The organism is Streptomyces sp. NPDC026522 (assembly GCF_055567555.1).
The window spans coordinates 787,285-801,723 of record NZ_JBVHQF010000002.1 but is presented as its reverse complement, the minus strand read 5'-3'; the positions used below and the strand labels follow the sequence as shown (position 1 = coordinate 801,723).

13 protein-coding genes and 1 riboswitch are annotated in these 14,439 nt (G+C 70.9%); of the genes, 3 read left to right on the top strand and 10 right to left on the bottom strand.

The features are described from left to right. Positions 1–17 precede the first annotated feature (17 nt). From ACZ4M3_RS08250 to ACZ4M3_RS08205, 10 genes are all read right to left on the bottom strand, one after another. Complete coding sequence (locus ACZ4M3_RS08250; RefSeq protein ID WP_467730773.1) at positions 18–878, bottom strand: thioesterase family protein; 861 nt, start codon at positions 876–878, stop codon at positions 18–20. Positions 879–935: 57 nt separating this feature from the next. Further along, entirely contained in the window at positions 936–1,592 is a 657-nt protein-coding gene (locus ACZ4M3_RS08245; protein WP_467730772.1) for a trimeric intracellular cation channel family protein, read from the bottom strand. Between the two features lie 167 nt (positions 1,593–1,759). Then, positions 1,760–2,878 (bottom strand): ABC transporter ATP-binding protein, encoded by a 1,119-nt coding sequence (locus ACZ4M3_RS08240; RefSeq protein WP_467730842.1) that lies wholly within the window; start codon positions 2,876–2,878, stop codon positions 1,760–1,762. A 5-nt stretch (positions 2,879–2,883) separates the two neighbouring features. Further along, on the bottom strand, positions 2,884–3,960 hold the full coding sequence (locus ACZ4M3_RS08235; RefSeq protein WP_467730841.1) for an ABC transporter ATP-binding protein: 1,077 nt from the start codon (positions 3,958–3,960) through the stop codon (positions 2,884–2,886). Between the two features lie 29 nt (positions 3,961–3,989). Continuing rightward, complete coding sequence (locus tag ACZ4M3_RS08230; RefSeq protein WP_329198490.1) at positions 3,990–4,991, bottom strand: ABC transporter permease; 1,002 nt, start codon at positions 4,989–4,991, stop codon at positions 3,990–3,992. 145 nt (positions 4,992–5,136) lie between these two features. Then, complete coding sequence (locus ACZ4M3_RS08225) at positions 5,137–6,894, bottom strand: ABC transporter substrate-binding protein (protein ID WP_467730771.1); 1,758 nt, start codon at positions 6,892–6,894, stop codon at positions 5,137–5,139. A 41-nt stretch (positions 6,895–6,935) separates the two neighbouring features. After that, positions 6,936–7,928 (bottom strand): ABC transporter permease, encoded by a 993-nt coding sequence (locus ACZ4M3_RS08220; protein WP_467730770.1) that lies wholly within the window; start codon positions 7,926–7,928, stop codon positions 6,936–6,938. A gap of 540 nt (positions 7,929–8,468) precedes the next feature. Further along, the gene (locus tag ACZ4M3_RS08215) at positions 8,469–9,209 is read right to left on the bottom strand and encodes an enhanced serine sensitivity protein SseB C-terminal domain-containing protein (protein WP_351384798.1); all 741 of its coding nucleotides are present in this window, start codon (positions 9,207–9,209) and stop codon (positions 8,469–8,471) included. A gap of 58 nt (positions 9,210–9,267) precedes the next feature. After that, entirely contained in the window at positions 9,268–10,002 is a 735-nt protein-coding gene (locus ACZ4M3_RS08210) for an enhanced serine sensitivity protein SseB (RefSeq protein WP_467730769.1), read from the bottom strand. Between the two features lie 356 nt (positions 10,003–10,358). After that, positions 10,359–10,997, bottom strand: coding sequence for an AAA family ATPase (locus tag ACZ4M3_RS08205; protein WP_467730768.1), 639 nt, complete (start codon positions 10,995–10,997; stop codon positions 10,359–10,361). Between the two features lie 233 nt (positions 10,998–11,230). Beyond that, positions 11,231–11,334: riboswitch (glycine riboswitch) on the top strand. 160 nt (positions 11,335–11,494) lie between these two features. Here ACZ4M3_RS08205 and gcvT point away from each other — a divergent pair. From gcvT to glyA, 3 genes are all read left to right on the top strand, one after another. Next, entirely contained in the window at positions 11,495–12,610 is a 1,116-nt protein-coding gene (gene gcvT, locus ACZ4M3_RS08200; protein ID WP_467730767.1) for a glycine cleavage system aminomethyltransferase GcvT, read from the top strand. A gap of 123 nt (positions 12,611–12,733) precedes the next feature. After that, complete coding sequence (gene gcvH, locus ACZ4M3_RS08195) at positions 12,734–13,117, top strand: glycine cleavage system protein GcvH (protein WP_467730766.1); 384 nt, start codon at positions 12,734–12,736, stop codon at positions 13,115–13,117. Positions 13,118–13,133: 16 nt separating this feature from the next. After that, a complete protein-coding gene (gene glyA / locus ACZ4M3_RS08190) occupies positions 13,134–14,390 on the top strand; it encodes a serine hydroxymethyltransferase (protein WP_467730765.1) in 1,257 nt (418 codons plus the stop codon). Positions 14,391–14,439: the final 49 nt, after the last annotated feature.

Here is a 14,439-nt window from a genome sequence, read left to right as displayed (position 1 = left end):
CGGGCGCGAGAGCCGCGTCAAGAAGCGCCGCGCGGGGCGCGGGCCAGCTGGCGGGACTGGGCCACCAGGCGGTCCGTGGAGTCCCAGACCTCGGCGTCTTCCTCCAGGAAGCCGCCGGCCAGGTTGCGCGTGGTGATGGCGACCCGCAGCGGTCCCGGGGCCGGACGGTGGCGGATGTGCGTGGTGAGTTCGACGGTCGGGGTCCAGCCCATCAGGCCGAGGTCGAAGGCGGTCGGCGGCAGCGCGTCCACCGCCAGCAGCAGGGAGAGCGGGTCCGCGTCCCGGCCGTCGGCCAGTTCGAACCAGGCCCGCATCTCGCCCTTGCCGGACGGCGCGCCGACGGCCCAGCCGGCCGTCGCGGGGTCCAGCCGCAGCCGCAGCCGGTCGACGATCTCGGAGCTGCCCGGGATCGGCGCCGGACCGGCTTCCGTGCCGAGGCAGTCCTCGTACGCCGGGATGGCCGGGGGCCGCGCCGTGGTGTGGACGGAGCCGGGGAGCGAGTCGAGGTCGCCGTAGGAGGCGAGGACCCGGATGCGCTCGATCTCCGCGCCGCTCTCGTCGTACTGGAAGAGCGAGGCCTGCCCGGTGGAGAGGGTGCGGCCGGTCCGGACGACCTGGGTGCGGATCACCGCGGGGCCGGGCACGGAGGAGGTCAGGTAGTGGGCGGAGACGGTGAAGGGGTCCGGGTGCGGCAGCGCCGCCGCCAGTGCCCGGCCGACCAGGGCCAGCAGGTAGCCGCCGTTGACGGCGCTGATGATCGTCCAGCCCGCCGAGAGTTCCGTGTCGTACACGCCGGGCTCGCCCGCGCGGGGGGCGATGGCGGTGTCGCGGTCGAACTCGCTGTCTCCGATGGCCGCCTGGGCCGCTGTGTGTGACATGGGGCGACGGTACACCGGCAAGCTACTAAGCGGTAGCTTTGTTCTGCTACGGCGGTGTTACGACTCTTCGGTCACGCCGGAGCGGCGGTTCCAGGCCAGCGGCGCGCGCCAGTGGTAGCGGATCGCGAGCAGCCGGAGCACGAAGGCGGTGATGATGGCGATGCCCGTGGTGACCCCGTTGAGCACGTCGAAGCCGATGAACAGGGCCACCATCGAGGCTCCGACCACGGCCGGCACCGCGTACATCTCCCGGTCGCGCAGCAGCGACGGCACTTCGTTGGCGAGCACGTCGCGCATGACGCCGCCGCCGACCGCCGTGGCCAGCCCGAGCGCGGCCGACGCGGTGAGCCCCAGCCCGTACTCGTAGGCCTTCGTGGTGCCCGAGACGCAGAACAGGCCGAGCCCGGCGGCGTCGAAGACGTTGATGGCGCGGTTGATCCGCTGCACCTCGGGGTGCAGGAAGAAGACGATCGCGGCGGCCACCAGCGGGGTCAGGAAGAAGCTGAGCTCTCCGAACGCGGCCGGCGGGACGGCGCCGATCACCAGGTCGCGCAGCAGTCCACCGCCGAGCGCGGTGACGAGCGCGAGCACGCAGATGCCGAAGACGTCGAAGTTCTTGCGGACGGCGAGCAGCGCGCCGGCGGTGGCGAAGACAAAAATGCCCGCGAGGTCCAGGGCGTGCTGGACCTCGGGCGGGAAGAGATCGTGGGACACGCCCCCATTGTGCGGGCTGCGGGCGGCGGCCCCGACAAAAGCCCCGGCCCCGGCCCGGACCGCCGTAACGGCCACCCGCCGTGGCGGGGCCCCCGGGCGTGGCCACCCCGGGACCCCGGCACCGCGTCCGCCCCCGGCCGCCGGCACCGGGGGTGACACACCTCCGGCTAGACGGTGGGCGTCTCCACCGCTTCCGCCGCGCCCGGCAGGGCCTTGTCGCCCGGCGCCTGGTCGGGGGCGTTCTCCGGGTGGTGGCAGGCGACCTGGTGCCCGGTCTTGAGGGCGACCAGCGGCGGCTCCTGCGTCGTGCAGAGCTCCGTCGCCTTCCAGCAGCGGGTGTGGAACCGGCAGCCGCCGGGCGGTGAGATGGGCGAGGGCACGTCGCCCTTGAGCAGGATGCGGCCGCTCTTCGCGCCGCGCCGCCTCGGGTCCGGCACCGGCACGGCCGACATCAGCGCGGTCGTGTACGGGTGCATCGGCGCCTCGTACAGCGACTTGCGGTCCGCCAGCTCCACGATCTTGCCGAGGTACATCACCGCGATCCGGTCGGAGACGTGCCGGATGACCGACAGGTCGTGCGCGATGATCACGTAGGTCAGGCCGAGCTCCTCCTGGAGGTCGTCCAGCAGGTTCACCACCTGGGCCTGGATGGACACGTCCAGCGCCGACACCGGCTCGTCCGCGACGACCAGCTTCGGCTTGAGGGCCAGCGCGCGGGCGATGCCGATGCGCTGGCGCTGGCCGCCGGAGAACTCGTGCGGGTAGCGGTTGTAGTGCTCCGGGTTGAGGCCCACCAGCGACAGCAGCCGCTGGACCTCCGCCTTGACGCCGCCCTCGGGGGTGACCTTCTGGAGCTTGAACGGGGCTCCGACGATCGTGCCGACCGTGTGGCGGGGGTTCAGCGAGCCGTACGGGTCCTGGAAGATCATCTGGACGTCACGGCGCAGCGGCCGCATCCCGCCCACCCCGAGGTGGGTGATGTCCCGGCCCTCGAACTCCACCTTGCCGCCGCTCGGTTCGAGCAGCCGGGTGATCAGCCGGCCCATCGTGGACTTGCCGCAGCCGGACTCGCCGACGACGCCGAGGGTCTCGCCCCGACGGACGTCGAAGTCGATGCCGTCGACGGCCTTGACCGCTCCGGCCTGGCGGCGCAGCAGCCCCTTGTTGATGGGGAAGTGCTTGACCAGCCCGGTCACCTTGAGGAGCGGCTCCTCGGCGCCGGTGGCCAGCGGCGCAACCGGCTGCGCGGCTGCCTGCGCACCGGCCTGGGCGCCCGTCTCGTTCATCTCGCTCACAGCTTCGGCGCAATCTCTTCGGTCCAGATCCGGGTCCGCTCCTCCTGCGACATGTGGCAGGCGGACCAGTGCCGGCCGTCGTCCTGGGTCAGCTCCGGGCGCTGGGTGCGGGTGATGCCGCCCTTGGGTACGTCGGCGTAGGGGCACCGGGGGTTGAAGGCGCAGCCGCTCGGGATGTTGATGAGGCTGGGCGGGGAGCCCTTGACCGGGATCAGGCGCTCGGTCTGGTCGCGGTCGATGCGCGGCATGGAGCCGAGCAGGCCCCAGGTGTAGGGGTGGCGGGGCTGGTAGAAGACCTTCTCGGCGGTGCCGCGCTCGACGCACCGGCCGCCGTACATCACGAGGATGTCGTCGGCCATCTCGGCGACCACGCCGAGGTCGTGGGTGATCATGATGACGGCGGAGCCGAACTCCTTCTGCAGGTCCCGGATCAGGTCCAGGATCTGCGCCTGGACGGTGACGTCCAGGGCGGTCGTGGGCTCGTCCGCGATGAGCAGTTCGGGGTTGTTGACCAGCGCCATCGCGATCATCGCGCGCTGGCGCATGCCGCCGGAGAACTCGTGCGGGTAGGCGTCGACCCGCCGGTGGGGTTCCGGGATGCCCACGCGGTCGAGCATCTCGACGGCGCGGGTGCGGGCCGCCTTCTTGTCGACGTCGTTGTGGGTCCGGTACGCCTCGACGATCTGCTTGCCGACCGAGTAGTACGGGTGCATCGCGGACAGCGGGTCCTGGAAGACCATCGCCATCTTCCGGCCGCGGAGCTTGCGCACGTGGTCGGCGTCGGCCCGGACCAGGTCCTCGCCGTCGAGCACGACCTCGCCGGAGATGTGCGGGCGGCTGCGGGCCTGGCCGGTGCGGTGCAGGCCCATGATGGCCAGCGAGGTGACGGACTTGCCCGAGCCGGACTCGCCGACGATGCCGAGCGTCTTGCCGCGTTCGAGGTCGAAGGAGAGTCCGTCGACGGACTTGACCAGCCCGTCGTCGGTCGGGAAGTGGACCTGGAGGTCGCGCACGGAAAGGAAGGACGACGCCGCGGCGCGGGATTCTGGCTTCGCCTGCTCGGGTACGAACACGGGTCCGCCGGAGCCGGAGGGGTTGTCGGTCACGTCAGCCTCACGCGCGGGTCGATGACGGCGTACAGCAGGTCCACGATCAGGTTGGCCAGGACCACGAACAGCGCGGCGAGCAGGGTCACGCCCATGATGACGGGCAGGTCGCCCTGGCTGATGGCGGCGACGGCCGCCGTCCCCAGCCCCTGGAAGTTGAAGGTCGTCTCGGTGAGCACGGCGCCGCCGAGGAGACCGCCGAGGTCGAGGCCGAACATCGTGACGACCGGGGTGAGCGTGGAGCGCAGGGCGTGCTTGCGGATGACCACGCCCTCCTTGAGGCCCTTCGCGCGGGCCGTGCGGATGTAGTCCTCGCCGAGGACCTCCAGCATGGTGGCGCGGGTGATGCGGGCGTAGGTGGCGGCGAACAGGAAGGCCAGGGTGACCCAGGGCAGGATCAGGCTGTTGAGCCAGGCCAGTGGATCCTCGGTCAGGGGTTTGTAGTTGGACACGTCCAGCCAGCCGAGGCCGTAGACGAAGATCGCGGGGGCCACCATGCCGGTGAAGAAGATCGGCAGGGAGACGCCGGCGAGCGCTCCGATCATCACGGTCCGGTCGATGGCGGTCCTGCGTTTGAGCGCGGAGACCACTCCGGTGGCCACACCGGCGATCACCCAGATCACGGCCGCGCCGAGGGCGAGCGAGAGGGTGACCGGCATGCGGTCAAGCATGGTCTCCCAGACGGGGGCCTCGCTCTTGAAGGAGTAGCCGAAGCACGGCGCCGCACAGTGCGTGACCTCGGTGCCGGCGTCGTAGTCGCGGCCGACGAAGATGCCCTTGAGGAACACCCAGTACTGCTCGGAGATGGGTTTGTCGAAGCCCATCTTCACGCGGATGCCCGCCAGGGCGGTCGGGTTGGTCTCGCGGCCGGCGTACATGAGCGCGGGATCGCTGCCGGTCAGTTTCGGGACCGCGAAGAAGATGCCGAAGGTGACCACGGAGACCACCAGCAGCGTGGCGGCGACGTTGAACAGCCGCCGTATGAGGTAGACGAGCACTGCAGTCGGCCGCCCGGGGCGGGCGGTCGCCGCCCCTCGTGGGGACGACGACCGCCGCCTGCGGCCTTCACCTGCCCTTCGGACTAGCGCACGTGCGGTGAAGGCACTTACTTACGTACTTGCTGACCTGCTGGTGTCCTGACGGCTACTTGGCGACGCCGACGACCGCGAGGTCGATCTTGCCCATGGAGTCGTTGAAGTAGACGTTCGTCAGCCGCGGGTTGTGGTAGACCAGCGCCTTGTCGAAGTTGATCGGCAGGTAGAGCGCCTTCTCCATGACCTTCTTGTTGATGTCGGTGTAGAACGGCGCGGCGGCCTCCGGCGTGGACGCCGCGGCGGCCTTGTCGAACAGCCCGTTGACCTCGGGGTCGTCGAGCATCGTGTAGTTGTTGTTGCCGGTCTGGGCGATGAACGAACCGTCGACCAGCGGCTGGAGGAAGCCCGCGCCGGAGTTGTAGTCGGCGCCCCAGCCCATGACGATGATTCCGTAGTTCTTCTTCTTCACGTTCTCGGGCGAACCGATGGTGGAGGAGGAGAGCTTGCCGTCGTACTGGTCGATCGTCGCCTTGATGCCGACCTTGGCGAGCGCGGCCTGGAGCGACTCGGCGGACTTGACCTCGGGGGCCTTGTTGTTGCGGACCGCGATGGTGGTCTCGAACCCGTCGGGCTTGCCGCACGCCTTGAGGGCGGCCTTCGCCTTGTCCTCCTGCGGCTTGCCCGCGGTCAGGTTCCACGGGTCGTAGGACTTGTCGGCGCCGGGGACACCGGGCGGCAGCATGTTCGCGCCGAGGTCACCGCTGGTCGGGCCGCCGCGGGCGTTCTGCAGCGACTTCGGGTCGGCCGCGTAGATGACGGCCTTGCGGCACTCGACGTTGTCGAACGGCGCGACCGTCTGCGGGAAGGCGAAGTAGCGGATGTAGCCCGTGAACGGGTTGTCCGCGTTCTTCTTGAGGTTCGGGTCCTTGAGGATCTTGTTCTTCGCGGCCTGTTGGACACCGGTGCCGTCGACGGCGAGGTCGATGTCGCCGGAGAGCAGGCGCTGGTCCATGTCGTCCGGGTTGGTGGTGACCGTGAAGGTGACCTTGTCCGGCAGGCCCTTGCGGACCGTGTCGGTCTTCGGGTCCCAGTTCTCGTTGCGGACGAAGGTCGCGCCCTTGCCGGAGGCGAAGCTCTCGACCTTGTACGGGCCGGTGGAGACGGGCTTGTTGGTGTACGTGGCACCCGTGTCCTTGCCCGCCGGAACGGGCGAGGAGGACGGCATGGCGAGCAGGTACTTGAAGTCGGAGTTCGCACTCGCCAGGTTGAAGACGATGGTGTGGTCGTCCGGCGTCTGGACGGACTTCAGGCCCATCTTGTCGGGGTCGGTGTCCTTGTAGGGACCCTCGTACTTCTGGCCCTGGTCGAGCTGGTCGATCAGGTACGTCGGACCGCCGGCCAGCACGTCCTGCGCGAAGACGCGCTCGATGCCGTACTTGAAGTCCTTCGAGGTGATCGGCGCGCCGTCCTCGAACTTCACGCCGTCCTTGATCTTGACGGTGTACGTCTTGCCGTCGTTGCTCAGGACCGGCTCGCCGTCGGCGAGGTCCGGGACCAGCTTGGTGCCCGCGGCGCCCGGCTTGCTGTCGTACGCGTAGAGCTGGCGTATGAAGAGGCGCTGCATGTTCCACACGAAGCCGTAGTAGGCACGCGCCGGGTCGAGGAAGTCGACGTCCTGGGGGGACCAGAGCTTGAGCTCGCCGCCCTTGGTGTCGGAGGCGTTCACGACACCGGTGGCAGCACCGCTGTACCCCTTGTCGCCCTTGTCGCCCTCCGACTTCTTGGTGTCGTCGCCACCGCACGCGGCGGTCAGCGACAGGGCGGCGATCACGGCGGTGATCGCGAGTGCCTGCTTTCTGCGGATCACGGTTGTCCAACCTCCATAGGTGGGTGAATCGAAAGAGCGGTTCAGCTGCCCTTGGGGTCGAGTGCGTCGCGCAGCCCGTCCCCGAAGAGGTTGAACGCCAGGACGGTGATGAAGATCGTGATACCGGGGACCACCATGTACATGGGGTCGTCCTGGTAGATGGGGATGGCGTCGGACAGCATCTTTCCCCAGGAGGCGGTGGGCGGTTTGACGCCGGCGCCGAGGAAGCTGAGGGCCGCTTCCGTCAGGATGTTGGTCGGGATGATCAGCGTCGAGTAGACGAGGATCGGCGCGACCAGGTTCGGCAGCAGTTCCTTGATCAGGATGTACCCGCGGCCCGCGCCGAGGCTGCGGGCCGCCTCCACGTACTCGCGCTCCCGCAGGGACATCGTCTGGCCGCGGACGATGCGGCCGATGTAGGGCCACCCGAAGAAGCCGATCACGAGGATCAGGACCGCCATGCGGACGCTCGAACCCTCCAGCCCCAGCAGGCTGTTGGGCACGACGGAGACGAGCGCGATGGTGAACAGCAGCTGCGGGAAGGCCAGCAGCAGGTCCATCAGGCGGCTGATCAGGCTGTCGACCCAGCCGCCGAGGAAGCCGGCGAGCGCGCCCAGCAGGCTGCCGATGACGACCGAGACGAAGGCCGCCAGGAAGGCGACGATCAGGGAGATGCGGGCGCCGTAGACGATCCGGCTGAACACGTCGCGGCCGTTGGTGGGTTCGACGCCCAGCAGGAAGTCGGAACTCGCGCCGCCGAAGGAACCGATCGGCGTGCCGAGGTCGGGATCGATCAGGTCCTCGTGGAACTCGTTGGGCGGGTGGCCCAGCAGGCTCACGATCTGCGGTGCGAAGACCGCCACCAGGATCAGGAAGATCACGACCACGCCGCCGGTCAGCGCGACCTTGTCGCGCTTGAGCCGCATCCAGGCGATGCGGCCGGGCGAGCGGCCTTCGATGGCCTTGGCAGGGACGTCGGCTACGGACACGGGTGCGGGCGTCTCCGCGCTCGTGTCGTGCAGTGGTGCCGTCATCGTGGTGGGGACCCCTCTCGGCCGACGGGTGTGCCGGCCCATGCCCGCCGCTGTGGCGGCGTTGGTGCGGAGTGGCGCTCGGAGTGCGTGGGACACGCTGAACGCGTGTTGAGGTGCAGGAAGTGCGGGAAGTGCTGCGGAAACCGCGGTACGGGACCACGGGTCGGAACACGTGCCGAGCCGGGTTCGGGAGGACTGAGCGGCTCTTGGGTGGGGAGTCTTCATCGGGCGCTCGACCAGCCGCCAGACCCGCAGTTGAATGGATGCGCAACCGTGATCTGACGCCCCGATTCCCGTTATCCGGACTTCACTCACACCTGAGCGGAGCAAGACCGTCCGTTCGGTACGCAAACGGACATGTACCCCAACTCGCAAGAGGGGTGCGCTTTTCCGGGTCACAAGAGCGGCGGAATCCGGACAAGGCGAAGGCCGCCGGGAACGCTGGGTTCCGGCGGCCTCGAAATGGCTCGTTATCGCTGTCTCAAAACACGGGCAGGTGGCGGAGGGGCCCCTTCCGGTGCGGCGGAGCCCGGGCCGGGCCTAGTAGGAGGGGGCCTGGCCCTCGCGGTCGTAGAACGGACGGGTCTGCGAACGCAGCCACATCGCCACCGGATCGTGCTCGTCCGCGAGCGCGACGGTGCAGACCGGTACGCCCTCGGGGACCGCCCCGACCGACTGCCGCATCATCTCGCGTACGGATTCCAGCGCGGGCGCGGAGGCGTCGTACAGGTCCAGCCCCACCGCGAGGTACGCCGACCCCAGCGAGGGCTGCACCCAGGCGCGGCGGAGCGAGCGGACGGCGGGCGTACGGTGCGCGTGCTGGGTCAGCAGCCCGTAGAACTGCGGGAGCTCCAGGGCCGGCTCGGACAGCCGCAGCGGACCGGCCGGCATCCGGTCGAGGCCGGTCGCGATCCGGCGCAGGTCGGCCCAGGGGAGGCCGAGGCCGCCGCCCTGGGCGTGCGGGTTGAGCCACAGGCCCCAGCGGTCCGGGTACAGGGCGCGGGCGATGTCCCGGCCGGTGACCACCTCGTAGCCGCGGTTCCAGCCGCTGGCGGCCAGCTCCTGCGGGGAGGTCACGCAGGGCGCGTAGCCCAGGCCGTCGACCTCCATGCCGCCGTACTGGGCGTCCGGGGATCCCGGCTGCCCCTGCCAGAGCAGCATCCACAGGCGGCCCTCGGCGAGGGCGTGCAGGAGCGACTCGTAGCTCTCATAGCGCCCGGGAGTCACCTGGCGCAGCATGTGCTCGACCTGCCCGGCCGCGGCCGTGCCTGACGCACTCACCCGGTACCCCTCTTCGTCCGCCCGTCATCCACGCGTATCGGCCCCAGCTTAAGCGGCCCTAGGGGAGGTAGAAGGGGCGTACGCGCTCACGGATGTGGTCGACGACCGGGTCCTGGGCGGCATCGAGGAGGATCAACTGCACGGGCCAGGGCGGTGGTACGCGGGTCAGGGCCCGGCCGAGGGCCTCCAGCGGGGCGTTCCGCGCCTCGGGATCCCATCCCAGCAGCCGGACACCGATGTACAGCTGGGGTGCCCCGCCCTCGACGCTGGCGAGGCAGCGGTGCGCGGCGGCGACCACGCCGATGGCGCGGAACTCCTCGGCGGCGGCGGCGAGGAAGTCGACCGGGTCGTCCTGCCAGTCGGGCTCGAAGAGGCGGACCCGGCCGCCGGTGGCGGGGCCGTCGAGGGGGGTGCGGCCGGTGCGGCAGAGTTCCGCGACGGCGGGCGGGGGGAGCGGTACGCCGACCGCGCCCTCGGGGTTGAGCGCGATGCCGAGCTGCGGGGGCAGGCCGCGGGCGAACTCGACGGCGGGGGCGACGGCGAAGTCCATGGCGGGGCCGGCGCAGACGCGGAACTGGGCCTCGGAGCTGTAGACGGGGACGTAGGCGTCGCCGCCGATGAGCATGGTCGGGAGGTTGAGGGCGGTGTGCGCGGGGCTGCCGCCGGCGGGCAGCGGCACCCAGACGTGGCTGCGGCCGAGCACCTCCAGGATCCGGGCGCCGGCGTCGGCCTGCCCCAGGGCTGCGCCGAGCACGTGCTCCAGCTCGTTGTCGGGCCACCCGCCGCCGTGCATCTGCCGCCTCCACCACTCGCTCCGCGCTCCTGTGCCGACCCTATTCCGTCCCTCCGTCCCCCCACACCCGGGGTCGCCCCGGGCGGGTTCGGTCCGGCCCGGCACATCCGGCCTCGCCGGCGTTTGAGTGGGGGTCCCCCCGGACGGAGTCTGGGAGAGGGTCCGGGGGGGAGCCCGGTGCCCGGCGGAGCCGGGTTTCCTGGGGCTCCGCCCCAGACCCCGCGCCTCAAACGCCGGCGAGGCTGGATGTGCCGGACCCGCGCCGCAAACGCCGGCGAGGCCGGGTTGTGCCGGACCCGCGCCGCAAACGCCGGCGAGGCTGGGTTTGACCCGCGCCGCAAACGCCGGCGCCCCCGTCAGGGGAAGTGGATGTGGGTGACCGCGGCAGCGGCGGGGCGGTCGAGGAGGGTGACCGACGCGCACCCCGCCGGCGGCCGGCCCGCTTCCGCCGCGCGGAGCAGGCGGGCAACCGCCGCCCGGTGGCGGGTGAACGCGTACGCCGACACCCGCCGCCCCCGCTCCGCCTGCCCGGCCAGCGCCTCCTCCGCGGTGGTGTCCAGCAGCACCAGGTGCAGCGCCCGGCCGCGCCGCCGCGCCGCCCCCGCCAGGAGCCACCGCACCCACGCCTGGCTCCCGCAGTCGTGCACCACCACCGACGCCCCCGACCGCACCACCCGCCACAGCCCCCAGTAGTGCGCCGCCCGCACCACCGGCCGGTACGCGGCGTACGGCAGCGCCCCCGGCAACCGCCGCTCCCACCGCTCCCGCGTGTCCTGCGAGTCGATCGCCCCGACCCCCGCCGCCCGCTTGATCAGCGTGCTCTTGCCGCCCCCGGGCAGACCGGACACCACCACGATGTCCCCCTCGCCGAAGCCGAGCCACCTCGGCCCCCGGGCCCCCGCCCCCCGCAGGTCCCGCACCCGCCCCGGCTCCACCGGCGCGGCCGCCCGCCGCTGCGCCGGAACGCCCTCAAGGGTCCCCGTGAACGCCGGCATTCCGAACCTCCGCACAGTGATCGCCTCCCCCGAACCGGACCCTGGGCCCGGGCCCGGGGCCCCGGGACCGTGCCCACTGAATGTAAAGAGACGGTAATCCGGTCCACCCGGTTCCGCCCCGCCCGCTGGAGCCCCGCTCGGTTCCGCACGGACTTTCGGGCCCGCCCCGCCCACACCCGCCCGCCTCGTGCAATGATGTGCGCCATCTGGACACCAACTGCATACCGGCCGCTTGAATCCGCGCGGGAGAGTCCCGGCAGGCCGCAAGGCCGTGCCCGGGCGCCGAAGGAGCAAGTTCCTCCCTTGAATCTCTCAGGCCCCGTACCGCGTGGATGAGGCAGATCTGAAAAGCGGGCTGCTCGACAGCTCCACCCAAGGTGCAAGCCGATGACGCGCCCGCCCGGTGCGGGAACTCTCGGCGAACCTCTCAGGTTCCGATGACAGATGGGGAGGACCGTCCTCGTCATGTCATGCCCTGGGACCCGGGAGCCACACCCATGAGCACTGCCCCCCGCCTGACCGCGCTCGACGCGCTGCACCGCTCGCTCGGTGCGACCATGACCGACTTCGCGGGCTGGGACATGCCGCTGCGCTACGCCAGTGAGCGCGACGAGCACAACGCCGTGCGCACGAAGGCCGGTCTCTTCGACCTGTCCCACATGGGCGAGATCACCCTGACCGGCCCCGAGGCCGTCAAGGCCCTGGACCACGCGCTGGTCGGCAACATCTCCACCGTCGGCGTCGGCCGCGCCCGCTACACGCACATCTGCCAGGAGGACGGCGGGATCATCGACGACCTGATCGTCTACCGCCTCGGCGAGAGCGAGTTCATGGTCGTCGCGAACGCCTCCAACGCGCAGGTCGTCCTGGATGCCCTGACCGAGCGCGCCGCCGGCTTCGACACCCAGGTCCGCGACGACCGTGACGCGTACGCGCTGATCGCCGTCCAGGGTCCGGAATCCCCCGGCATCCTGGCCTCCCTCACCGACGCCGACCTGGACGGGCTCAAGTACTACGCCGGCCTGCCCGGCACGGTCGCCGGCGTCCCCGCGCTGATCGCGCGTACGGGCTACACCGGCGAGGACGGCTTCGAGCTGTTCGTCGCCCCCGAGCACGCCGTGGAGCTGTGGCAGGCGCTGACGAAGGCCGGCGAGGGCGCCGGCCTGGTCCCGGCCGGGCTCTCCTGCCGGGACACGCTGCGCCTGGAGGCGGGCATGCCCCTGTACGGGCACGAGCTGACCACCTCCCTGACCCCGTTCGACGCGGGTCTGGGCCGGGTCGTGAAGTTCGAGAAGGAGGGCGACTTCGTCGGCCGCGCCGCCCTGGAGGCCGCCGCCGAGCGCGCCGCCACCAATCCGCCGCGCAAGCTGGTCGGCCTGATCGCCGAGGGCCGCCGGGTCCCGCGCGCCGGTTTCCCGGTCGTCGCCGACGGCAAGGTGATCGGCGAGGTCACCTCCGGTGCCCCGTCGCCGACGCTGGGCAAGCCGATCGCGATGGCGTACGTGGACGCGGCGTACGCCGCGCCCGGCACCTCCGGCGTCGGCGTGGACATTCGCGGTACGCATGAGCCGTACGAGGTCGTGGCGCTGCCGTTCTACAAGCGGCAGAAGTAGTCCCGCTCCGGCCGCGTACCGCGTCACCGCCGCACGGAGCCCCGTACGGCGGCCGTACCGCGCTGTCCCAGTACCCGAGACCACCGTTCGTATCCACTCCCCCGCATCCAGGAGAATCAGGTCATGAGCAACCCCCAGCAGCTGCGTTTCAGCAAGGAGCACGAGTGGCTGTCGAGCGCCGAGGACGGCGTCTCGACGGTCGGCATCACGGAGTTCGCGGCCAACGCGCTCGGTGACGTCGTCTACGCCCAGCTCCCCGCCGTCGGCGACACGGTGACCGCGGGCGAGACCTGTGGTGAGCTGGAGTCGACCAAGTCGGTCAGCGACCTGTACTCCCCCGTCTCCGGTGAGGTCGTCGAGGCCAATCAGGACGTCGTGGAAGACCCGGCGCTGGTGAACTCGGCCCCGTTCACCGACGGCTGGCTGTTCAAGGTGCGCGTCACGGAGGAGCCGGCCGACCTGCTCTCCGCCGACGACTACGCCGCGTTCACCCACTCCGACAACTGACCCCCGGGGACTCCTGATGTCCGTACTGAACACCCCTCTCCACGAACTCGACCCCGACGTCGCCGCCGCCGTCGACGCCGAGCTCGTGCGCCAGCAGTCGACCCTGGAAATGATCGCGTCGGAGAACTTCGCTCCGGTCGCCGTCATGGAGGCCCAGGGCTCGGTCCTGACCAACAAGTACGCCGAGGGCTACCCCGGCCGCCGCTACTACGGCGGCTGCGAGCACGTCGACGTGGTCGAGCAGATCGCCATCGACCGGATCAAGGCGCTCTTCGGCGCCGAGGCCGCGAACGTGCAGCCGCACTCCGGTGCCCAGGCGAACGCGGCCGCCATGTTCGCGCTGCTCAAGCCGGGCGACACCATCATGGGTCTGAACCTGGCCCACGGCGGTCACCTGACCCACGGCATGAAGATCAACTTCTCCGGCAAGCTCTACAACGTGGTCCCGTACCACGTGGACGAGACCGGCCAGGTCGACATGGCCGAGGTCGAGCGCCTCGCCAAGGAGTCCAAGCCGCAGCTGATCGTCGCCGGCTGGTCCGCCTACCCGCGCCAGCTGGACTTCGCCGCCTTCCGCCGCATCGCGGACGAGGTCGGCGCGTACCTGATGGTCGACATGGCGCACTTCGCCGGCCTGGTCGCCGCGGGTCTGCACCCGAACCCGGTCCCGCACGCCCACGTCGTCACCACCACCACGCACAAGACCCTCGGCGGTCCGCGCGGCGGTGTCATCCTGTCGACGCAGGAGCTGGCGAAGAAGATCAACTCCGCGGTCTTCCCCGGTCAGCAGGGCGGCCCGCTGGAGCACGTGATCGCGGCCAAGGCCGTCTCGTTCAAGGTCGCCGCGTCGCCCGAGTTCAAGGAGCGCCAGGAGCGCACCCTGGAGGGTGCGAAGATCCTCGCCGCGCGGCTGGTCCAGGACGACGTCAAGGCCGTGGGCGTGGACGTCCTGACCGGCGGCACCGACGTGCACCTGGTCCTGGTCGACCTGCGCAACTCGGAGCTGGACGGCCAGCAGGCCGAGGACCGCCTCCACGAGGTCGGCATCACGGTCAACCGCAACGCCATCCCGAACGACCCGCGGCCACCGATGGTCACCTCGGGTCTGCGGATCGGCACGCCGGCCCTGGCGACCCGCGGTTTCGACGCCGAGGCCTTCACCGAGGTCGCCGAGATCATCGCGCAGGCGCTCAAGCCGGAGTACGACAGCGCGGCCCTCAAGGCGCGCGTCTCCGCGCTCGCGGCGAAGTTCCCGCTGTACCCGACGCTCTGACGCGGCCGGGCGGGGCCCGGTGCCTGTACCCACAGGCCCGGGCCCCTTT